The organism is Komagataeibacter kakiaceti JCM 25156, from assembly GCF_000613305.1.
In genome coordinates this window covers 1-21,870 of sequence record NZ_BAIO01000014.1, presented here as the reverse complement: position 1 = coordinate 21,870, position 21,870 = coordinate 1, and the positions used below count along the sequence as shown (strand labels likewise).

General features: G+C 58.3%; 21 protein-coding genes and 1 pseudogene. 9 read left to right on the top strand and 13 right to left on the bottom strand.

The window, feature by feature from the left end:
* The 3 genes and pseudogenes from JCM25156_RS20960 to JCM25156_RS20950 form a co-directional block, all read right to left on the bottom strand.
* A pseudogene (locus tag JCM25156_RS20960) lies at positions 1-582 on the bottom strand (glycosyltransferase); the annotation flags it as partial.
* A 23-nt stretch (positions 583-605) separates the two neighbouring features.
* Positions 606-866, bottom strand: coding sequence for a hypothetical protein (locus tag JCM25156_RS26990; RefSeq protein WP_148299283.1), 261 nt, complete (start codon positions 864-866; stop codon positions 606-608).
* A gap of 117 nt (positions 867-983) precedes the next feature.
* Positions 984-1,715, bottom strand: a complete 732-nt coding sequence (locus JCM25156_RS20950; RefSeq protein WP_242402425.1) for a glycosyltransferase — start codon at positions 1,713-1,715, stop codon at positions 984-986.
* A 24-nt stretch (positions 1,716-1,739) separates the two neighbouring features.
* Between JCM25156_RS20950 and JCM25156_RS30580 the strand changes: the two genes are divergently transcribed.
* Positions 1,740-1,985 carry a hypothetical protein gene (locus JCM25156_RS30580; RefSeq protein WP_242402424.1) on the top strand — a complete coding sequence of 82 codons (246 nt, stop codon included), beginning with the start codon at positions 1,740-1,742 and terminating at the stop codon, positions 1,983-1,985.
* Positions 1,986-2,092: 107 nt separating this feature from the next.
* On the opposite strand, the gene JCM25156_RS30575 is transcribed toward JCM25156_RS30580, so the two are convergent.
* The 4 genes from JCM25156_RS30575 to JCM25156_RS30565 all read right to left on the bottom strand — a co-directional run bounded on the left by JCM25156_RS30575 (position 2,093) and on the right by JCM25156_RS30565 (position 5,847).
* The gene (locus JCM25156_RS30575) at positions 2,093-2,410 is read right to left on the bottom strand and encodes a tyrosine-protein kinase family protein (protein WP_242402423.1); all 318 of its coding nucleotides are present in this window, start codon (positions 2,408-2,410) and stop codon (positions 2,093-2,095) included.
* The gene (locus tag JCM25156_RS20940) at positions 2,350-4,323 is read right to left on the bottom strand and encodes a GumC family protein (protein ID WP_242402422.1); all 1,974 of its coding nucleotides are present in this window, start codon (positions 4,321-4,323) and stop codon (positions 2,350-2,352) included. The genes JCM25156_RS30575 and JCM25156_RS20940 overlap by 61 nt, the downstream gene beginning before the upstream one ends.
* Positions 4,324-4,390: 67 nt before the next feature.
* Positions 4,391-5,035: a sugar transferase gene (locus JCM25156_RS30570; protein WP_084296413.1), complete on the bottom strand. Its 645-nt coding sequence runs from the start codon at positions 5,033-5,035 to the stop codon at positions 4,391-4,393.
* Entirely contained in the window at positions 5,032-5,847 is an 816-nt protein-coding gene (locus tag JCM25156_RS30565) for a hypothetical protein (RefSeq protein ID WP_034958173.1), read from the bottom strand. The genes JCM25156_RS30570 and JCM25156_RS30565 overlap by 4 nt, the downstream gene beginning before the upstream one ends.
* 431 nt (positions 5,848-6,278) lie before the next feature.
* Here JCM25156_RS30565 and JCM25156_RS02680 point away from each other — a divergent pair, with 431 nt between their 5' ends.
* The 6 genes from JCM25156_RS02680 to JCM25156_RS27570 all read left to right on the top strand — a co-directional run bounded on the left by JCM25156_RS02680 (position 6,279) and on the right by JCM25156_RS27570 (position 14,911).
* On the top strand, positions 6,279-7,541 hold the full coding sequence (locus JCM25156_RS02680; RefSeq protein ID WP_242402421.1) for an outer membrane beta-barrel protein: 1,263 nt from the start codon (positions 6,279-6,281) through the stop codon (positions 7,539-7,541).
* 232 nt (positions 7,542-7,773) lie between these two features.
* The gene (locus JCM25156_RS20925) at positions 7,774-8,196 is read left to right on the top strand and encodes a polysaccharide biosynthesis/export family protein (RefSeq protein WP_242402420.1); all 423 of its coding nucleotides are present in this window, start codon (positions 7,774-7,776) and stop codon (positions 8,194-8,196) included.
* A 293-nt stretch (positions 8,197-8,489) separates the two neighbouring features.
* On the top strand, positions 8,490-9,761 hold the full coding sequence (locus JCM25156_RS20920) for a glycosyltransferase (protein ID WP_242402419.1): 1,272 nt from the start codon (positions 8,490-8,492) through the stop codon (positions 9,759-9,761).
* 75 nt (positions 9,762-9,836) lie between these two features.
* Complete coding sequence (locus tag JCM25156_RS30560) at positions 9,837-10,172, top strand: hypothetical protein (RefSeq protein WP_242402418.1); 336 nt, start codon at positions 9,837-9,839, stop codon at positions 10,170-10,172.
* On the top strand, positions 10,163-11,266 hold the full coding sequence (locus tag JCM25156_RS20915; RefSeq protein ID WP_242402417.1) for a hypothetical protein: 1,104 nt from the start codon (positions 10,163-10,165) through the stop codon (positions 11,264-11,266). Before JCM25156_RS30560 ends, JCM25156_RS20915 begins: the two co-directional genes overlap by 10 nt.
* A 1,563-nt stretch (positions 11,267-12,829) precedes the next feature.
* Positions 12,830-14,911, top strand: a complete 2,082-nt coding sequence (locus JCM25156_RS27570) for a glycosyltransferase family 9 protein (RefSeq protein WP_084296412.1) — start codon at positions 12,830-12,832, stop codon at positions 14,909-14,911.
* A 649-nt stretch (positions 14,912-15,560) separates the two neighbouring features.
* On the opposite strand, the gene JCM25156_RS02640 is transcribed toward JCM25156_RS27570, so the two are convergent.
* The 6 genes from JCM25156_RS02640 to JCM25156_RS20900 all read right to left on the bottom strand — a co-directional run bounded on the left by JCM25156_RS02640 (position 15,561) and on the right by JCM25156_RS20900 (position 20,679).
* Complete coding sequence (locus JCM25156_RS02640; RefSeq protein WP_242402416.1) at positions 15,561-15,848, bottom strand: DMT family transporter; 288 nt, start codon at positions 15,846-15,848, stop codon at positions 15,561-15,563.
* Entirely contained in the window at positions 15,787-17,664 is a 1,878-nt protein-coding gene (locus tag JCM25156_RS30555; protein ID WP_242402415.1) for a hypothetical protein, read from the bottom strand. Before JCM25156_RS30555 ends, JCM25156_RS02640 begins: the two co-directional genes overlap by 62 nt.
* Before the next feature lies 1 nt (position 17,665).
* Entirely contained in the window at positions 17,666-18,064 is a 399-nt protein-coding gene (locus JCM25156_RS30550) for a hypothetical protein (RefSeq protein ID WP_025812045.1), read from the bottom strand.
* A complete protein-coding gene (locus tag JCM25156_RS30545; RefSeq protein ID WP_407637092.1) occupies positions 18,019-18,363 on the bottom strand; it encodes a UbiA family prenyltransferase in 345 nt (114 codons plus the stop codon). Before JCM25156_RS30545 ends, JCM25156_RS30550 begins: the two co-directional genes overlap by 46 nt.
* Before the next feature lie 211 nt (positions 18,364-18,574).
* A complete protein-coding gene (locus JCM25156_RS30540; protein WP_025812043.1) occupies positions 18,575-19,087 on the bottom strand; it encodes a haloacid dehalogenase-like hydrolase in 513 nt (170 codons plus the stop codon).
* Positions 19,033-20,679 carry a glycosyltransferase family 87 protein gene (locus tag JCM25156_RS20900; RefSeq protein ID WP_159104952.1) on the bottom strand — a complete coding sequence of 549 codons (1,647 nt, stop codon included), beginning with the start codon at positions 20,677-20,679 and terminating at the stop codon, positions 19,033-19,035. Before JCM25156_RS20900 ends, JCM25156_RS30540 begins: the two co-directional genes overlap by 55 nt.
* Before the next feature lie 311 nt (positions 20,680-20,990).
* Here JCM25156_RS20900 and JCM25156_RS02605 point away from each other — a divergent pair, with 311 nt between their 5' ends.
* Positions 20,991-21,692, top strand: coding sequence for an SGNH/GDSL hydrolase family protein (locus tag JCM25156_RS02605; RefSeq protein WP_242402414.1), 702 nt, complete (start codon positions 20,991-20,993; stop codon positions 21,690-21,692).
* Positions 21,689-21,870 (top strand): glycosyltransferase (locus JCM25156_RS20895; RefSeq protein ID WP_034958169.1); only part of this gene is annotated, 182 nt, incomplete at its 3' end. The genes JCM25156_RS02605 and JCM25156_RS20895, both read left to right, overlap by 4 nt.

Below are 21,870 nucleotides of genomic sequence, written 5' to 3'. Positions count from 1 at the left end.
CATATGTGGGGGGCGGGGCGGTGGTTCAGGAAGCGGGGCGGCAGGCCCGACCCATTCCATGCGTCGCCCCGGCAGCAGGGCGCGGGCATAGGCCATGTCCTGCCCTGACATGAAGGTCAGCACATCCGCGCGCGCGAGCAGCGAACGCAGGACCAGCCTGCGCCATGACGGTTCCAGCGCCCAGCGTTCCGTAAGCCAGTCACATTGCGCGATAAGGGGGGGATGAGCACTCAGGGGTGTCAGGCGGTAAAGCAGCAGGACCGCGCGCGCCTGTGCCTCCGTATGGGTCCAGACCACGCCCGCGGACAGGATCTCCGCCCGTTTGCGCCATGTCCGCACGAAATCGAAACCCATGAAATACCGGAACTGGCGGCGCAGCAGGCGAAAGAGGAAATTCCCATCCTCATGCCCCGCCGGGTCGGGCAGGACATCAGGCCCGGCCACCGGGCCGTGCGTGGCGGCGTAATATCGGGTAATGCCGGGTGGCGTGGCCTTTTTATTCTGGGGCGGCCAGTCATGGGGCCTGTATTCATGGCTGGGCTGGGCAGGGATGCGCAAGGGCGTGGCAGGCTGCGCGGTCATAAACATGTCTCCTCGGCGCGGGGTCAGAAAATACCGACGGTAACGATCTGGAAATTCTGGTCCGCCAGATGCGCAATCATGTCGGCATGCGCGATGGCGGCGCGACGCGGTGTTGGAAAGGCAAGGCAGTAATTCCCCACCAGCACATAGTGCAGGCCGTAGCGCATGTTCACGGTGCGGGCGAAACGGCCGCTGTAGGAAAACACCGTCATGCGCGAGGTTGTGGGCAGGTGGGACGGGTCGCTTATGAACAGCCGTCGGCTATTGGCTCGGTAATGCTGCACCAGACGGACTGCGTGGCCGGGGCGGCATGGGCGCGGGGCGGGACAGCCCCATAAGCAGCCCCGCGCCCATGCAGGCCCGCATCAGGTTCCGCGCCCATTTGTTGCAATGATGTGGGATCATGGGGTCATGTTCCTCGCGATTTCCAGCAGGGACTGCGCGGCCCGGTCCCATGTATAGCCGGCGGCCCGCGCCAGGCCGGCCGCGCGCATGTCCTCCGCCATGGCGGGGGTGTCGAGCAGGTACGTCACGCCGCGTGCGATGGCTTCGGGGTCAAGGGGATCGGCATACAGCGCCGCCGGGCCGCATATTTCGTGCAGGACGGGAATGTCGGCCGCGACAACCGGGCAGCCGCAGGCCATGGCCTCCACCGGCGGCAGGCCAAATCCTTCATACAGGGATGGAAACACGAAGCAGGCCGCCGCCCCGTACAGCGCGCGCAGTTCCTGATCGCTGACACGCCTATATAGGTGGCGGGTCGGGGCAGGGACTGCATGCCGCTGGCGTTGAATATGGTTGTGTTCACGCGCCCGCTGATAACGAGCGGAATCCCCCGCATCGCCAGCACGCGCGCCAGCGCGTCCAGCCGGGCCAGGTTCTTGTGGGGCGCCAGGTTGCCCACCACCAGCACGAACTGCCGGGGGGCCAGCCCGTGGCGTGTCAGGATGGTCGTATCGGGCGGGACGCGGGTGATATGTTCCGCCCCCTCGCTCATGACCGCGATGCGCCCGGGGGGAATGCGCAGGTATCTGGACAGTTCCGTGCGTGAGAATTCGGATACGGTCACCAGTTGCGCGCGGGTATGGCGCAGCAGGGTGTGCAAAAGCCGGTACCACAGCCGGAATTTCCATGAATAGGATCCCGGCTGGCTGAAAATGCCCGCGTCATGGATGATCACGATCCGCTTTCCCCCCCATAACGGGGCGGTGTTGCCAAGATTGAGCAGGACACCATCCCGCGCGGCCCGTGGCAGTTCAAGCTGTTCCCATACCTGCCCATGCCAGCGGCCCACCATGCGCCGGGGCAGGTCCGGCGTGGCGCTTCCGGCAATGGTGGCCGCCGGGGTGAGCATGACGGGCGGCGGCTCCCCCCGCGCGCGGGTGACACGGGCCAGCGCATGACTGATTTCAAGGGCGAAACGCTGCACCCCGCTCAGTGCTGGGTCATGAAGCGTCCGTTGACATAGATGACTGGGTTCACCAGGGCACTCCACAGGTTGCACGGTGTTTCATCCAGGGGGCAGCAGTCCGTAATGGCTGTAGATGCGGAACGGGTGCTTTTCCGCCTCGCCCAGACTGTTCGGCGGGGCCTGTGTCAGCACCGCCCCCAGCGTGCGTGCGTCATAGGTGCGCAGCGCGCGCATCGCCTGCACCAGCGTGGAAGGTGAGGTCCGCCCCCATTTGACCACCATGACCACCCCATCCGTCTGCCGTGACAGGACGGCGGCGTCGGGAAAGGCGAGGGCGGGGGGCGTATCCAGTATGATCATGTCGTACTGTGAGCGGACATGGGACAGGATCTGCCCCAGTTCCTCGGGCAGCAGCATGGCGCCCCCGCCACGGTGCAGCATCCTTCGGGCGTAAGGATGTCCACGCCGGGCAGCACGTCACGCTCCAGCCCGGCCAGAAGCGCGTCCACCGGCATCTGGCTGTTATGGAGCACGCTGATGCCCCCCATCACCCGCATGGCCGACGGGTTGCGCATGTCACAGTCGATCACGAGCGCGCGTTGCCCGCAGCGCGCGGTATTGGCGGCCAGCGAGAGGGCGAAAGTGGTTTTCCCCTCGTCCTGCTCCGCCGATGTGACCAGCACCACCTTGGCGCGGAAACGGCTATGGCCGAATGACAGGACGCTGCGGATGGATTCCACGGTTTCCAGATAGGCCGAACGCTCCCGGCTGACATACTGGCGGCGCAGCGGCCCGGCGAAGGCGGGCACGAGCCCGAGCGCGAACAGCCCCGGAATGGCGTCAAGTTCCGCCGTGCTTCTGACACCCTTGTGCATGCGGTCGATGACCAGCGCGGATCCCGCGCCGATCAGCAGGGCGAAAATGACCGCGATGGCCATGTACTGCTTGCGCGGCGGTCCATACGGGCTGAGCGGCGTATCCGCGCGTGAGATCAGGTCGGCTTCGGCCACCTGGAGTTCCGCCTGTGTGGAGGTCTGGGCAAAGCGGCCCAGATAATCCTGATAGACGGTGCGCGCCGCCGTGGCCTCGCTCTGCAACTGGCGCAGGGTCACGTCGGCCTCGTTCTCGGCGGTGACCTGCCCCTGAAGCCGGTTGACCGCCGCTGACAGCGCGGTGACCTGTGCCTCGGAACTGGACAGTTCCTTGGCTGCGCTGCTGGCGATCCGGTGAACCTCGGCCGCGATGCGGCGGCGGACCTGGGCCGCCGCCGCGCGTTCGGCCTGAAGGTCGGGGTTGCCGTCCATCACCGTCTGGCTCAGGCTGGCCGCGCGGCTGCTGATCTGAGCTTCCTGTGCCTGAAGCTGCTGGATCAGGGGGGAGGAGACGGCATCGGGAATACTGTCAAGGCTGCCGTTGCTGATGGCGGTGCGTACTTCGGCATAGCGCGCCCGGCGTGATTCCAGATCCGCGCGCGCCATGGTAAGCTGGTGGTTCATCTGGGTCAGTTGCTGGTCGGTCACGGTCGTGCCGCCATTATCGGCGTTATTGGCGTTGGCGCCGGGCGCGCGCTCCAGTTCGGCGGCGATCAGGCCGTTCTTTTCCCGGAACGCCTGCACCGCCTGTTCCGCCTTGCGCAGGCGTTCGCGCAGCGGCACGATCTGCTCATCCAGCATGGCGTTGGCCTGCCATGTGGCCGATATTTTCATGTGGCGCTTGAAGTCCAGATAGACATCGGCATAGGCATTGGCGATCCGCGCGCTGGTCAGCGCGTCGTTCGTGCTGGCGGTGATGGTGATGATATAGGAACGTCCGTCATTCAGGATCGTGACCCAGTGGTCCAGCAGCGTGGCGGTGGCCTGGATGCGCTCGTTCTGCGTCATGGGCACGCGGGGCGCGGGGGTGGTGAAAAAGCTGGTCGCCACATCCATGATACGTTTGACGAGGGGAACGGAATCCAGCGTCTCGCGCACTTCGGGGTTATTGACCAGATCCAGTTTCTGCACCACGGCGCGCGCGATGGCGGGGCTGCGCAGGATGCTGACCTCGCTGTTGACCGCCACGGTATCCACCTCGGGCGAGGCGACGGTGGCCTGCAGGTCACGGAACGGAGCCTGCCGCGTGCCGACGATCAGGATGGAGGAGGCGTTGTAATAAGGTTTGAGGGAAAAGATTCCCGCCCCTGCCGGAAGGGCGACCGCCAGCGTGACAAGCGCGATGGCAAGGCGGTGCCGGTTCATGACGCTGAAAGCATGCAAGGGTGAAATCTGTTGTATCGCCACCGGGTCCGGCGCGGCGCCGTTATAGGATGACGGTAGTTGGAGCGTATTCATCACTTGCGTCCTCTCGGAGTGGGAGGGGCGGAAACCAGGCCCCGCCGTGGCGGGGGCCGGTTTCCCTTTATCTGGCGCCTTTTTGCGCCAGCACGGCGGGTATGGTCTTCACCAGGATCACGACATCCCGCCACAGGCTCCAGTTACGTACGTACCAGTTGTCCAGCTGGACGCGGCGGGTATAGGACGTGTCGCTGCGGCCGCTGACCTGCCACAGGCCGGTAATGCCGGGGCGTGTCGCGGTGTAATACGCCATGTCCTTGCCGTAATGGACTTCCTCGGCCATGACGATCGGGCGGGGGCCGACCAGGCTCATTTCCAGCCGCAGCACATTCAGCACCTGAGGCAGTTCATCCAGGCTGGTCTTGCGCAGTATCCGCCCGATGGGGGTGATGCGCGGATCGTCCGTCAGCTTGCGCGTCGCTTCCCATTCAGCCGCCGCCTGCGGATCGCGCGCCAGCAGGTCCGCAAGGATGGCGTCGGCGTTGACGGCCATGGTCCGGAACTTCAGGCACCGGAACGGGCGTCCGTCCCGGCCAACGCGCATGTGCCCGAATATGGCGGGACCGCCATCCAGCCGCACCAGCGCGTACACCGCGAGCAGAACCGGCAGGATGGCCAGCAGCACCAGTGACGCCACGAACAGGTCCAGCGCCACCTTTCCCGCACGGTGCAGCGGGTGGTCCAGCCTGTTGCGAAATGTCATCATCATGCCGTCATGGCTGAAATAGGACTGGCACCCGTGTCCAGCGGCACCCCCCCCATCGCGGGCATGAGGGTGAAGGGCAGGCGGGTGCGGGTGACATGTTCGATCACGGCCTGCCCGTGCTGGTCGTATGTGTCGAGCACCAGCAGCAGGCGCACCGCGCCGTACCGGGCCAGCAGCCTGCGATGCTGCTGCGCGCCGGACATGCCCAGCAGCCGTGAGGAGGATACGCACCCGACCGAACGCAGGCCGGGAAAACGCTCACTGGAAAAGATTTCTATGGCGCGGGCGCAGGCTTCCGGCTCACCGGCCAGAAGAACGGGAATACGCCACAGCCCCATCCAGTGCAGGGGCCTTTTGGTGGTCTGCCGCAGCGTAATGCCAATGAGCGGAAACACGGCAAAAGGCAGGAGCGCCAGCAGCACCGGCATCGTGCCCCATGTCAGCGCGATGGAGGCGCATGCCGCCATGATCGCCGCGCCGACAATCTGCGCCGATTCGTTCCAGAAGGGCGGGCGGTCGGTATAATGGCGCTGGCAGGCAAAGTAGCCCAGCATGATGAAAAACAGGGAACATGAGATGAAAAAACCACCATCCATGTAATAAATGTTTTTTCCAAAAAACATTTCTTCCACGCCAAGGGAAAACGTGAAAGCCGTGCAGTCCGTCGCGATCAGCGCCGTTGCGCACGAAAGGTGGGGATGGCGAAGCCTTGTTGAAGGAACGGCGACATCCTCGGCCTCAAACAGGGACTCACTGTCCAGGCCGAATGCCGTCGTGGCGGACCCGACTGCCGCATGGGAAACATGAGCATCCATTGATGTACTCCGCATAAATACAGGACATGTAGAGCCAGAATATTTGATGCTGTGGTTTTTTACCTGGTTCAGCCATGTCGGAGGGAGCTGTATGCATGGGTGCTCGTCTGGCCGTACCACGCCTAATACGTGGCGGCGGGGATTCAAGTTTCCTGCAAAGGTTAAAAAAATAATATTGTGTAAAATAACACAAACGTGACAACCGTCGCAGCAAGAAATTATGCAAATAATACCGCGCTTGAAAATTTCCATCCGGGCAGGATAATTATTTGTGCGGTCTTGAGCGTAGATAAATAAGAAAGAATACAAATGGGGTCGCTTTATAGAATGACGGCTTTTTCCATCTATCCTTCCATGAACGATCAATAGGGTATCTGGTGCGCAAGATAATGGTCTTCCGGCTGGGCCTGACCGCTACCGCCCCTTTATTTATGGCCGATAATGCATTCGGTCAGGTCATCAATACATATTTCCCCGCCATCGGGACCGAGGCGGGGGAACTGCTGCGCGAACCCGCCCAGGTGCAGGCCATGGGCGCCTACGCCCCGCTGGGCAAGCGGTACGGACCCCTGCGCATTGATGCCGATGGAAGCGAGTCGGAAGGGTATGACAACAACGTTGACTGCAACGTGGGCGGCCACAGCAGCCCCGTTGTCTCGACACAGGGGCATCTGGCTGCCGTTTCCCGCTGGGGGCAGCACGATCAGGTTCATGGCGATATCAGCGTCAATGACATCCGCTATCCCTCCCGCTCCGTCCAGAACCGGACGAACTGGAACGCCAATGTAGGCGGGGTCCATAACTTCGCCCATGATTCGATCGGGCTGACCTATACGCATCTGACCCTGGTGCAGATGCCGACCGATCTGGGCGCCCTGATCGTGAATCGCCCCATTTCCTATAATGTGGATGACGTCAGGCTGAGTTATACCGCCACGACGCACGGGCGGTTGAGCTTCATTCCGCAAGGCGAGATCCAGCGGTATTCCTTCGGCAATTCGCCCGCCACCGCCTTCGTGCCCAGCCAGAGCTACCGTGACCGCGCCCTGATTACCGAAGGCGTGACCGCGCAGTACGAAGTCAGCCAGGACAGTCATGCCCTGCTGGTGGTCCAGGGCACCGAAATCCGGTACCAGAACAAGCTGGAGAACACGCCATCGCGTGATTCAAACGGGGCGTCGGTCATGGGCGGGTATGATTTCGGGCTGCGTGGCCCGATCCGTTTCCGCGCGCTGGTGGGCTACCAGACACGCCGGTACCGGGGCAATGGTTACGGCACCATCAATTCCCCCATGGCGGAGGCCGAGTTCGCATGGACACCCTCGCGCCTGACCATCGTGACCGCCAATGTCCGCCACGGGATCGAGGACAGCGCGTTTGAAAACGTGGTGGGGTATACTTTTACCGGCGCACGTATCGGCGTTACCCATACCTACCAGCGTAATATTGTTTTTTCTGCATATGTACAGTTGCAGAAAGCGAACTATCCCACCGCTCCCGCTTTTCTACAGAATACAGTCCTCTATCAGGAACGTAACAACCAGACGTTATACGGTGCGGGCGCCAGCGCGGAGTGGCTGATCAACCGCCACATGCGGCTTACGGCCAATTATGATTTCAGCAGCCAGAACACGGTGGGAAGCGGAGCTTTCCCGATCCATAACTTTCTGGTCGGATTTCATATAGCGCTCTAGACCATGCGTCGTGGAAGTCTGGCCTGCGTTCGGGAAGGGGACAGGATGACAGGAGCATACGACGCATGCCGACGACCTGTTCGACGACCCGCCGCGTTGCCATCTGGCTGCCGGCGTTTACGGGTGTAATCGGGGGGCTGCTGGCAGGCTGCTCGCCCGGCTGGGATCTTCATCACATGCCCCTTATGATCCCGGGCAGTACCGTCTTGGCGTTGACGATGAAATTCGCGTCATGACGTATGAACAGGATCAGTTCACGTCGGATTTCCGGGTTGACAGCAGCGGCAAGGTCGCGTTCCCCGTGGCCGGAAGCCTTCAGGCGGAAGGGCTCACGACCGATGAATTCGCAGCCGAGGTGACAAAAGCCCTGCAATCGGCGCGTATGCTGCGTGATCCCAATATTTCGGTCGAGGTCACGGCCTACCGGCTGGTCGCGGTGCTGGGGGAGGTGGCGAAGCCGGGGCAGTACCCCTATCAGCCGGGCATGACGTTACTGACGGCGGTTGCCGCCGGTGGGGGATTTACCTATCGCGCGCTGGAAACACGGGCCTATGTGGCCCGGCAGGAAGGCGACCATACCGTTGTCGGGTACATGAAGCCCTATGATTATGTAAAGCCCGGCGACGTTATCAAGATTTACGAACGGCACTTTTAAGGCCGTATCCGCGTTTACCTGAATACGAAGAAGCCAGCGATAACGACGGCCCATGCCGCCAGACCCATCAACACGCCAATGACAACGCCCCGTGCCGGGCGCAGGCGGTCCGGGGGCGTGGGGCGGGCGTTCGCGGCGGAAGAAACAGCGGAGGTTTTGTGACGGGATTCCAGGGTCAAAGGGCATCTCCTGCACGGGCGTCGATTCCCGTGTGCTTTCAGTCACTGTTGAAATATTGATGCCCGAAGACAGGAATAACGTCCAGTCCCTTAATCCGTAAAGCATATGGGTTCATGCGCGGCCATGAAACGCCGCTGCACAGCGAACCGGAGGGTACGGCCATGAATGTTGTCCATCCGTCACGTCCGGCGCATCAGGCGATGCGTGTCGCCATCGTTCATGAATGGCTGGAGCATTATGCCGGTTCGGAGCGGGTGATCGAGCAGTTGCTCATCATGTATCCACAGGCGGAGATTTTCGCCATCGTGGATTTCATGCCACAGGCGGAGCGCGCGATGCTGGGGGGGCGGCCGGTCCATACGACCTTTATCCAGAACCTGCCCTTTGCCCGGCGTTATTTCCGTTATTACCTGGGGCTTATGCCCATCGCGGTGGAGCAGCTGGACCTGTCGGGCTTCGATCTGGTGATTTCCAGCAATCACGCAGTTGCCAAGGGGGTCATTACGGGGCCGGATCAGGTGCATGTCTGTTACGTGCATTCCCCCATGCGCTATGCGTGGGACATGCAGGCCGCGTACCTGCGGCAGGGCAGGATGGAGCGCGGCCTGCGGGGGCTTTACGCGCGCTGGCTGCTGCACCGGATGCGGAACTGGGATGTACGTTCATCCGCCGGGGTGGATGTGTTCGTGGCCAATTCCAGCTATATCGCCCGCCGGATCCGGAAAGTCTACCGGCGGGAAGCAACGGTGGTGTACCCGCCGGTGGATCTGCGCCGGTTCGGGCTTTCCACATCGCCACGGCGGGACTACGTCGTCGTCTCGCGCATGGTGCCTTACAAGCGGATCGACCTGGTGGTCGAGGCTTTCCGCCGCATGCCGGACCGGACGCTGCATGTGGCGGGGGATGGGCCGGAACGCGAACGGATTGTGGCGCTGGCCGCGAATGCGCCCAATATTACCCTGCATGGCCGTGTCAGCGATGCCGAGGTGCTGAAAATGATGCGCGAGGCCCGCGCCTTCGTCTTCGCCGCGGAGGAGGATTTCGGGATCGCAATGGTCGAGGCCCAGGCCTGCGGCACGCCGCTGATCGTATTTGGCCGGGGCGGGGCGTGCGATATCGTGCGCGACATGGATGACGCCAGTGGTCCGACCGGCGTTTTTTTTCGCGGAGCAGAGCGCGGATGCCATCATCGCCGCCGTCGAGCGGTTCGAGGCCATGCACGCGCTGGTCACGCCACAGGCCTGCTGCGCCAATGCCCAGCGTTTCTCGCAGGAGTCTTTCCGCCAGTCCATGTTCCATGTCGTGGAGCAGGCCATGCACAGGCTGCGCGCGTGCGGGCTGGAGGCGGCGCAGTAGAGGGAATGGAACGGCGAAAATCGGGATGACGCATAATGACGGTTCCAATAGTCGGGATGATTCTGTTTCCGCTCTGCCTGCTGTTGTGGGCGCGTCCTTTCCTGATGCTCCAGATCCTGCTGCTGGTGGGGATACTTCCGGCGGCGGCGGCGCTGATCCTTGGCGGCATGGGGGTGCAGCCCACCATGGTGCCGGCCCTGGCCTTCATGAGTTTTGTGCTGCTGCAATGGGTTCTGGGTGTCCGCTATCCCGGTGACAGGCCGGTGATGGCGCTGTGTTTTCCCTTCATCATGGTCGTGACATGGACGTTGCTGGCCTCGTTCATCATGCCGCGCCTGTTCATGAACGAAGTCATGGTCTGGCCACAGAAAACCGATGCGTGGGGGGGCGGGTCCTGCTTGGGCCGAGTTTCGGCAATATTTCCCAGGATATGTATCTGATCATCAACGCTGTCTTTCTGGTCATGGCCGCCCGGTTCCTGACCCGCAGCGATATACGGATTGAAAGGCTGTACAGCACTTTCCTGCTGTCTGGCTGGTGTGTTGTCGCCATCTGTGTCTGGCAGTTCGGGCACCGGGTTGGCGGCGTGCCCTTTGCCGAGAAGTTTTTTTATTCCAATCCCGGCTGGGCGGTGCTTGATACACAGGTGGCGGGGCCGGTGCCTCGTATCAACGCGTCTTTTTCGGAACCTGCGGCCTGTGCCTCGTTCCTGAGCGAGATCCTGTTTTCCAGCGTATGGATCGTGTTGCAGGGATATTCCGTAATGGGCGCAAAATGGCTGATCCCGGCCTCCGCGCTGGCGCTGGCCTGCACGACCTCCACCACCGGATTCATTACCGTGGGAGCGGAAATATGCCTGTTGCCGGTGGCGGCCATCGCCACGGGCGCGCACCGGGTTCTGGGCAATATCACGCGCCTCATGCTGGTGGGGGCCGCGATTTCAGGGTGTGGCATACTGGTGCTGGTCACCGTCGCGCCGCAGGTCGTGCCGGCGGCGAAGTTCGTGTTCCAGTCCACCACCGAAAAAAAGGACAGCCAGTCCTATCAGGACCGTTCGCAGGTGGATCATGATTCCATGTCCCTGGTGGGGGAAACCTACGGGCTTGGGGTGGGGTGGGGCAGCAATCGCGCATCCAGCCTCATGCCGGGCCTGTTATCAACGATCGGGCTGGTTGGCGTCATTGGTCTGCTTGTCTTTGACTGGAAACTGCTGCGGGCCGCCATGCGCACGCGCATTGCCATTCCCCCCGGTCCCGAACGTCTGGTGATCGAAGGCTTGATACCCGCAATAGTCGGGCGTCTGATTGCGGCATGTCTTTCAAGCCCGACGGTGGGATTTCTGGATTTTTACCTGCTGATTGCCATGCTGATCGCGGCGATTGCCCGGGTAAGCCTGCGGCGTGCGACGGCAGTACCCCAACCGCAGCTCATGCGGCCGGATATGCCGTGGCCGCAGCGGAACATTACGCCATGGCCGAGCCCGATGTGTGTATGCGGCGAGAGGGGGTACCTTAGGCGCAGTTTGAAATATTAAAGGATATTTGAAAACAATTTATTTATAAAAACAATAAAGGTCTAGGTGCCGATTTTTTTAAGGCGGCGTTTACTGAAGCTTTTTGAAAAAATCTTCACCAAAAACTTCTTTAGGATGTGTGGGATGTTTTAAAGGCAGGATTTTCAGACAGTCTTTTATCATCTGATTATGACCCATTGGTTTTGAGATCATGATGACCTGAACTGAGACCACCTGCGTGAAATATTGGCACGGTGAACCAGAATATGAGCGCAATTTGTGTGATGCGGAACGATTATTGATGACATCTATTTATGTTCTGGAGAAAACAGTCAGGGTATCTTCGCGTATAGCAGGTTGCTCGTGCGGTAACTTCCTTACCATTTTCCGCGTTCATGACTGTACAGGGCCGTTTCTACATCTGAGGTCATAAAGGATAATGGCAGATCCTGATTCATACGCTCGCCACGCTCCCGCTTGACCATGATGGTCGCGAGGTAACACCAATTTTCGATATCATTGATAGTCAGTCTGTAAAGCGGGCGACATGGCTTTGACGAAATTAAGCGGGTCAGGAGCAAATGCCGCATCACGGCCGATATGCCGGGGAAATGTCATTGGGGGCGTCGTTCATACGGCTTATATTCAGGGTCGGGACAGAGTGCTGCTGGTACCCGTTCAGACAGGAAAAATTTTCCGGGGTCATGTCATCTATTCGATGATGGAAGCCAAACTTTGCACAACCCAGGCGATGAACTGTCAAAATCGTCAGATGCCATGATACGACGGCAGGTCTTGTCATGCGACCGAAACACTGATCGTAAAGCGTGGCTCGTCTTGTCAGGAATGTTGAGGCATTAACTACATTCTTACACTCTTCGTTATCTATAGCTCATATTCCGAGAGGTATGCGAAAAAAGTGCGGTTATAATTTTTCAAAGTGTGTAAAACGGCCCCGGCAGAACATTCATATTAAATACTATAATAGAATTGTCCGGCAAAATGTTGGAGCTGTGGCCGTTCTCATCCATCGGGGAGTGACAGGACGTTCCCATGCGATGTTCCTGAATATGGGGACATAGAATATTCATCATATGGAACAATGGGTTAACGCCAGATCGGAAATTGAAGGCAACCGGCTGGAATCCTTATTCCGGGTTTCGTTAAAAATGGGAGATTATGGAAAGGGATCGCCTGGACAACATGCCGTAACTCCATGGAACGGGAGCGCGTCAGGTATTTCCTGCGGGACAGCGGTGGAGTGATTCAAGCCCGGAACGGCGGAATTCCCCACTGGATCACAAGAAAAAAATCTCCTATAAATAACCCAAATGTCAGGGTAAATCCGTGATAAATTCTAGGAGAAATGACAACATGAAACGGTGGTCAAGATAAAAGATTTTTTAAATCCCTCCATATAACCAAATGCGTTGATAAAGGTCTCCCATAACGTGTCAGTTTGCAGCTGTACCTATGAACTAGAAAAATATAAACCCTGTAGTCATGTTGTCGGGCATGAAATAAATATTTCCATGCAGACATTTGTCTCCAGAATTGTATTTGTAATTTCGGAGGAGTTTTGAGATGAAAATTGACAAAATATATCGGCTTCTTCCGGAAAAACTTAAGCGGTTTTCATCAAACTCAGGTAATCAGGGCAAGTCTTCGCATTCAAACGACGCGAATGAGCAGGAGTGGAAAAAGCGCGTAGCCGCGGCTGACCGTGCGCGCGATACGGGGCGATTTGTAGATGCCGCCAGACTTTTCTGTCATGCGCTTGAATTACGTGTGGATCGTGGCATCCATATTCAGGCAGGCCACATGTACAAGGAGTCACGTAACTTTGTCGAGGCTCAATACCACTACGATGTAGCTTACTCTCTTGACCCGACCGATCGGGAGATCTCTCATCAGCTTGGGCATTTTTATAAAACCATTAAACAATATGAAAAAGCCCTTGCATATTACCAGGCGGCTCTGGATCTGGATCCTAACTGGGGGGATCCGGCCCGCGAAATAGCAGCGCTGAAAAATTCAGCGGAACTGCGATACGAACGCAATATGAAACAGCTTCAGGACTCTGTTTCGCTAACAGAGCCCGGCGTTCTTTCCGCGGACGATATCACAAAAAATGTCCATAACGCGCTTCTGGACGGATCATTGCTTCCGGTTCCGTATGATGATCTCTGCGTCAGTCATCAGCCGGCTTTCGTGCCTACGCGTAACGGAACGCCCCAGATTACCGAGTGGGGGCGCGGGTTGACTGTCCGGGGTATCAGTGCGTTGCGAGGCTACCTGGTCTCCGCTGTGCCGCTTGACAGAATAGATATACTTATGGATGGGAAGATAATCCATAGTGAACGTCTTACTGTGGCACGTCAGCCTAGGGAAAAAGAAAATATAAATATAAAGAAATATTGTTATAATTCATGGGTCGACTTTACGGATGTCGAGCCCGGTCAGCATGATTTTATTTTTCGTGCGGTAGCGCCCGGTCTGGAGGAGGTCGAGCATCAGACCTGGCGTCGCGAACGGCTCATAGTCGCGCCCCCCTTTGATCGCGAGACTTACAGAAATTCTGATGCGATTATCGCACCCATTGACAGAAAATCGAAACTGTCGCTGGTGGAACAGATCAATTCGCAACCAAGCGTGCTGCATCGCTGTAATACGCGTTCCTTCCCGATCGAGATCAGGACGGTAGCTGTTCTGCGCCCGGATCAACTGGGGGATATGGTCGCGTCCATTCCGGCACTCCGCAAAATCCGTTCTGCATTGCCCGAAGCGAAAATAGTAGGGTTACTGTCGCGCGCCAATGAAGGTCTGGCCCGGACATTGGGTATTTTTGATGATATTATAATCGTCAATTTCCCCGATGATCCCGACATGCACGAACGTGTCATGACGCTGGAAAATCAGATAAGCCTGAAAAAAGAGCTTGAGAAATATAAGTTTGATCTGGCGGTTGATCTTCCTGTTTCCGCGAATTCGCATAAATTGCTGCCTTTGATTCAGGCGCCATTGACCGTTGGTTTCGGTGGTCACCGCAAGTCGATTGATCTGAATTTCTCCAGTTATGATCCCACCACGGGATGTGACTTTGTCAAACATTCCGCGCGAACCGGAATAATTGGTGAATCTATTGCTCTTGCAATAGATAGCGGCGCCCGGGTCATGAGAAGGGATGATCTCAGTCGGGAGATGCTGGTTCCCTATGGGATTTTCAGCTCTGATCCGTATATTGTCATTCATAGCGGTGCGCGAATTAAATTTACGCACTGGCCATATTACACCAAACTTGCCGAAAGAATTGCCCGGGAAATGGGCGTTCGTGTTGTATATATGGCCGAAAATGAGGATCAGAAGGCAAAAATTTCTAGCGAACTGCTAGAGAGTGGCATGATTGTATATGTCAGTGGTCAGATTCCGTTTGATCATTTTGACGCATTTCTTTCATTTTCCACCGTATTTGTCGGAAATGATTCAGGCCCCAAGCATCTTGCCTCGCTGCGTGGCACAGAGGTGGTCAGTCTTCATTCCTCCGTATTGGATGGGAAGAATGGGGGCAGGAGCGTGGAGGAATTGCCATCAGCCGCCGTGTTCCGTGCGCGGGCTGTTCCCTGCATCATAATTACGATGAATGCGCCAAGGATGTCGCCTGCATAAAGTTCATTACTATTGACGAGGTTTATAGCGCGGTAACGCAGCTTTTTACGGAGCGCAAAAAATACAGCGATGAGATGCTGCCGAGTGCTGGCCAGGCATAACGCCGGACACCACCCGGCCTGGAAAGCATAATCAGGGCAGGAGAGTAGCAGCGAGACTGACGGCGGGGGTACGTGTCAAATCGTATGGCGACATGCCGTCAGTCCTTGTGCCTGCTGCACATGATCCTGTTGCGATTGCGCTGAGGGGCTTCCGTTCAGAAAGTTCGGAAGTCCCGGAGCGTGTCCTTATGCGGGGATCTGTTCGTATTATGGGGCATCTGAAGCTACGTGCCGGGTAGTCGGGGCCACGCCTTACACATCTGAATCTGACCATCGTGCAGATGCGCCATGATCTCGTTACGGCTCCTTGTCAAAACGTGATGGACGACGCCTCGGTCTGGACAGGAAGCCGGAAACGGACATGACCGAAGCTGACCCGGCCAATGTGTCGGGTAAAGTGATCCCGTCTCCTATGCCTGCTCCAGGAATATTGCGCATATTATAAGGAAGTTTTTGGTGAAGCTTTTTTCCAAAAGCTTCAGGAAACGCCATATTTAAAAAATCGGCGACCAAAACCGTTTATTATTTGTCAATCAGACTTCAGATACCTAACTGGCGCGCGACATGATAATAACGCCAGATACAATTACGACCAGCCCCACAATCCGCAAGGGGTGAATCTGTTCGCCCAGAAACGCGATGCCCGCCACCACCGTCAGCACAATACCCAGCGCGACACAGGGATAGGCCTGGGAGACATCAATGCGTGCCAGTACCAGAAGCCAGACAATGGCGCTGAGGCCGAATGCCACAAGACCCGCCACGACGGAAGGATTAAGCGCAATAGAGAGGATGATCTGCCGCAGATCCTCCCGGCCGGACAGGGCGTTTTGCACGCGTGGCGCAGACATGCCGGTTTTGAGCAGGATCTGGGCGGATGAGGAGAGTAATACACTGACCAGAACAAGAATAATGGTCCCGAATTTCATGTTTCCATTCCTCTGGATGACTCAAATACGCATAAACGCCCGAACCGTGCGACTGGCAGGAACGGATCGGTTTGAACGCAGTGATCGACAACGTAGCAATGTCGTGTTGCGCGGCGTAGTGCAGGCGGGCAGGTAGATCCTTCAGTCGGGCGACCTCAAGCAGCCTGTCGCGCCATGTCGGGTAATAGGCGGGCGCCCACATGACCGCCGAACCGGAGGCCCGAATGATCCATGCCTGCCGGTGCGAAAAGTAATTGAATACGACCGCGCCGCTGAACAGTTGATCCTGCCCGGCATCGATCGTGAAACCGGGCCGTGTTCCGCGTGATGTGCCGGGGGGAAGCAGGAAAACCGTCGTTTCAGGGGTTCGTGCCCGCGCCCACAGACCCAGCGCCTGCCAGTCGTCTCGTTGTGCGATAACCTGTCGTTCAGCGGAAAGAACGTGAAGCCCGTGTATGATGCTGAAAAGGATGACCGGCAGCAGCAATGCCGTCGCCACGCCATAACGCAGCCATGGCCTGAACTCCGGTTCGGGGATCGCCCGCCGCAACAGCAGCACGATAATGATCAGGGGCAGCATCCTGTCACTTGTACAGGCCGACAGGATCAGCGCGGGTGCCCATATGTAACGGTCTGATGCGGCACGGGAAAATAGCCATCGGGTTGCCAGTGCGGCAACCGCCACGGCGGCCAGCAGGTGAACGGTGGTTCCCGAACGCAGCAGGTGCAGGTTAAGCAGCAGGCGTGAATGGGTGAAAAACGGCAGGAAAATTCCCGCAACCCAGACCATGACCGCCCCCCAGAGTGCGACGGCAAGAAAGGAACCGGTTGCCGACAGCGCCGAGGTCGCCGCCAGGCCACAGCAGAATACGACCAGAAACGACCAGATGTCCGATGAGGGTATTGTCCATATCAGGAAATGATATGGAAAGAACTCCTCCAGAAATGTGACATAGTCAAAGGGGGGAACAGCCGTACCATAGGGGTTGATACGGATATTATGGACCACCGGCACGGCCAGAAGGGCAAAAATGGCCAGCCCCGCCACGGCATGGAGCAGCAGCGGGCGTAGCCGCCATTTTTCCTCATACCATTGAAACCATAAAATGAACGCCATCGGAACCGCCGTCCAGACGGCGATGAAGGCGTTGATGAAAAAGGTTACGCCATTCATCGCGAATGCGGCCGTTATCCGCCGTCGCGCCATCCAGGCCAGGGCGAGCAGGGTGGTCCCATTCGCCAGTTCCGATTGCGTGAAATAATCAATCAGCAGGCCACCGTCACCGGCTTTGGAGTATCCTCGCAGTATTGAAGACAGTGACGCAAGCACGACGAACACGCATTGCGCCCTGATACCCGCAATGCCCACCAGTCTGGCCCATGCCAGCAATCCGGTAAACAGTATGACGCGGGATATGATCTGGCATGAAAACAGGAGAGTATAGGCATCCTGCCCATGTGCATGACCGGCGAACAGCATCCAGAAACCGGATGCGTAAAAACGCAGGCTCTGGATGAACAGGTCATCCGCGAATTGTGGTTCATCATATAGCCGCGCCAGAATGGGCAGATGGTAATAATTGTTTTCCTGCCCCCCGGCGTAACCTGATACGCCAATGGAAAACAGGGCGGCGGATACGATCAGTACGGCCTGCAGGCACCAGTCGGGAATACGCCGCGCAAACGGATGGGCCATTACCGATGTCGTGACGGGCTGCGCCATGCTAGATCGCCGCAAGAACGACAAGGGTGGAAAACCCCACGGCAATCAGGCTGGTCCGATCCCGTAGCGCCCAGATGACGGGGTCATCGTTCATCTGCCGCCGATGCGCCACCATGAGCGCGCGTGCCAGCAGGAACAGCAGGACAGGCGGCAGTATCCATAAAATATAGGGGCGCATATATATTTCCCGAACCGAGGGTGAGGAAATATAAAGACAGAACACCGTAACCGCGTTTGTGCCGCATGTGGCAGCCAGCGCGGCCAGAATGAAAAGGTCATCCTTGCGATAGGCCCGGGAACTGGATTCCGGCAGGTTCCCGTCCAGACGGACCAGCAGTTCGGTATATCGCTTGATCAGGCGAGAGAGGTGAACACGAACAGGGAAAACGCCAGCAGCCACTCCGAGAGTACTATTCCCGTCGCGGTTCCCCCGCCCAGAAGCCTGGCTGTATATAAAAGCGCAAGCCCCACGACATCACCAAGCATCTTGCGTTTGAGCCAGAAGGAATACCCCGTTGTCAGTGCGACATAACCCGCAAGGGTGAAGGAAAACATCCATGGCAGGAACAGGCAGGCCATGACGGCGCATAACCCCAGCACGGGGATGGCCGTCAGCGCCGCATGAACCGACAGCGCGCCGCTGGCCAGGGGCCGTTTCCTTTTGGAGGGATGCTGCCGGTCATCACCCAGATCCGCCAGATCGTTCAGCAGGTATATGGCCGACGCCGCCGCGCAGAAAGCCGCAAAGGCACGCAGCTTTCCACCATTGTATGCATGCTGAAGTCATGCGCCGCCAGCGCGGGCATGAAGACAAGTACATTCTTGGCGTATTGATGCACCCGTAGCGCCCGCCGCCACACTTTCAGCGACTGGCGGGGTTTTTCCATTATATCGACATTGCCGAACGTATTCAGCGTGCGCGACGATCTGGCGTCGAGACCGATCGCATGGCAACGATGGGCATGACGCCAGATTTCCAGGTCATGCCGATGGTTGCGACATAATCGAAGCCCTTGTCACCAAACCGGTCGATCAGCACTTTCGCCTTGTTGGAGGCCGCGAGATTGTGGTTCACGTCGCTGGCGAACAGCCCGTCAAACCGGCCCAGATGGGCGGACACGGCCTGCGCGAAACGTTCGTTTGACGCGGTGGCAAGATAGACGGGCCGCCCCTGCGCCCTTGCCTCGTCAATCAGGCTCAGAACGGACTGGTGATAGGGCAGGGTGGTTACATCCACCTGCGCGCGTGACGCCAGCACCTCCTTCAGGCAGGCCCGCCCGCGCAGGAGCGAGAGCAGGACAAGGGGCAGGCTGGCGGGCGCACGCCCGATGTAACTGAAAAAGGATTCTATCAGCAGATCCGTTGCAATCAGGGTGCCATCCAGATCGACGACAAGGGGATATGAGGGCTCTTCACCCGACAATGCTGCCAGTGCCATTTTCGCCTCAATACAGGTTGCTTCAACGCAAGTATCGGAACCGTGGTAATGGCGCATGTTTTTGCCGCATGGGAATTGGGCAAGGCTGATGAAAGCGCCTGGCGTTGAACGGAGCAGTCCCCACGCGGTTGCTTCCGGCTGTTACATATTTTTGGGCAGGAATAAGGCAACCGGTCACCCGCGCGCGGGCCAGCCAGATCGTGGCGGAGCAGGAAAACCAGAACGCCCACGCCAAGTGCCGCGACGAACAGATAGGATTGCAGGATATTCAGTGCGGTATCAGCCAGAAAATTAAGTGGCGCCAGGGAGTTGGCGACAAGGGTGAACGTTACGGTCAGGCAGGCCCAGAGTGCCCCGCGCGGCATGGGTCCGGGACCGTTGCGCAGTAGCGCCAGAAATATCAGTGAGAACAGGGGCAGCATAATGCCATAATGGTGTTCCCACGCGACTGGGGACGCCGCCGTAAAACACAGGGCTGCAAGCATGAACGATGTCATGCCCGCCAGTGGGGTTGTCGCCATCCGGCCCACCCATAGCGCGGCTGTAATCATTACCAGCGTAAAGAGCACGGTCATTACATGGATGAAGGCGTTGTAGGGCGCGAAATGCCGTGCATCCCATATCAGGTTGGGGCCGTTTCCGATCATGCGGTCAAGCAGCCCGTCAAGGGACTGGTTGGCGTAAAAACTTTCGCCATGCTGGCCGATAAAACCCAGCACATGCAGGTAGCTGACCGGCCACCCCCATCCGTACAATATACCCGAAATAAAATAACCCAGAACACAGCATACCGCCGCCCCGGTCACAAAGGCCAGATCGCGCCGTACCGCGCCCCACAGGAGGAAAAGCGCCATCTGTGGCTTTACCAGCGCGGATAGCCCGATCAGGATGCCCGCCCATTTCGATTGACCGCGTGCAAGGAAATAGCAGGCGAAAACAAACAGTGCGTCCAGAAAGATCTGGATCTGGCCCAGATAGACCGCGCGCATGAGCGGATAGAAACAGAGCGTGCCCAGCGCCGCGCACCCCATGAGCCACAGGCGACCATCACGCTGGCCCGACAGCCCCGGCAGCGCCAGAAGCCGCGCCAGTTGCAGATCAAGCAGCATCATGCCCGGCGCAATGGCTATCCATGCCAGAACCGCCAGAATATTGAGAAAACGGATGGCGGAGGCACCCCCCAGGGGTAGCCACTGGACAGCCAGCAGGGATGTCAACGGGTACTGGAACTTGGTGCCCAGCCCGAAGAAGAAATGCTCATAGGCGTCACTATCGGGGTTGCCCCATAGCCAGTCCCGCACCGCCAGCATGGGATTCCATGAATCCGTGCCACCCAGGCGTTCAATCGCATGTAATGTCACAATATTATTGACGAAATAGGGACTTTCCATGGGAATGTCCGTCCCGTTGCGTGTCATGTACCAGTGCAGTGCTGTAATGAACAGGCCGATCAGCAGCATGGAAACCGGAATGAAAATACTGGCCCGGCGCAGGTTCCGGACCAGCCGCGTGGCCTGCGGCTCCGCCGGGGGGGCATCCATATGCGCCGATGTGAATGAAGCGACAAAATCCGACATACCCGTTTCTCCTTGCCAGCCAGCCGTGTCCGACAGGCTGAACCCGTGGGCGCATCGCAAGTTTCCCTTATGAATATTGCATGGTTCATGATTGCCGCTGTTCATGTCCATATATCGGGAAATATTGGTATCGCGGTTTTTTCATGCCTGCATCTTTCCCGGTGACACTGCGTTACATGCGCGCAATGGAGTGGAAAAATGAGCGACATATGCGGCGGTTGACCCTCTTCGCAAAAGGTAATGTCGATGTTCATGATACATTGCATTCGTGCCGGATCGGCGGTGCATTACAATGGAATGGTATCAGCGAGGTGCTGCGCGGCAACTATTCCGGGCTGACGGCGCGCGTACGTCATGAAACATGGACACGTTCGGACGCCCTGCTGGCGGCGACGGGATCCGTGCCTGCCTCACTGGCCGCGCGTGACGTGCCGCTGGGCAGTTATCCGGCGGCCAGCCAGTTCAGTGACGCCCTGTTCACCACCGCGTCGGATGCGGTCATCCTGTCGATCCAGCCCGATGTGACATCCAGCATGTTGCGGCACCGGACGGAAGGCTACTACCTCTATGCCCCCGACATAGCGCACTGGCGTGATGAGGACAGGGCATGGCTGCGGCAGGATTTTGAACCCCTGGGCCTGCTTACGCCGGAACAGTCAATGGCCAATCTGGCCGCGATTATCGAACGCCTGCGCGCGGTGAACGACGTGCCGGTACTGGTCTATAACCTGTCCTTTATTATGCCGGGTGATGGTGTTCACTGTCATATGGGGCTGGATGAAACCTATCCGACACGAATCCGGCGTTTTAATCTCGCACTTGTGGAACTTTCACACGAAACAGGCATCTCTATTATTGATGTGGACGCTGTTGTCGCGCGCCATGGAACGGACAGGCTCAAGCTGGATACCGTTCACCTGACCCCCGAAGGTTATGAAAAGGTCACGCGGGAAACAGCCCGCGTACTCGACGATATCGGCGTATTCGACAGCGTGAGGAACAGGACGCCATGAAAGCAAGTGTCATCATCCGCTCCAGAAACGAGGCCGACCGCCTGCGGCTGACGCTGACGTCGCTTGCCTGCCAGAGTGAAGGCGCGCAGGTGGTCGTGGTCAATGACGGTTCCACCGATCATACCATGGACGTGATCGGCGCGGCGGCGGGGGAGCTGGATCTTGTCGCCATCCACCA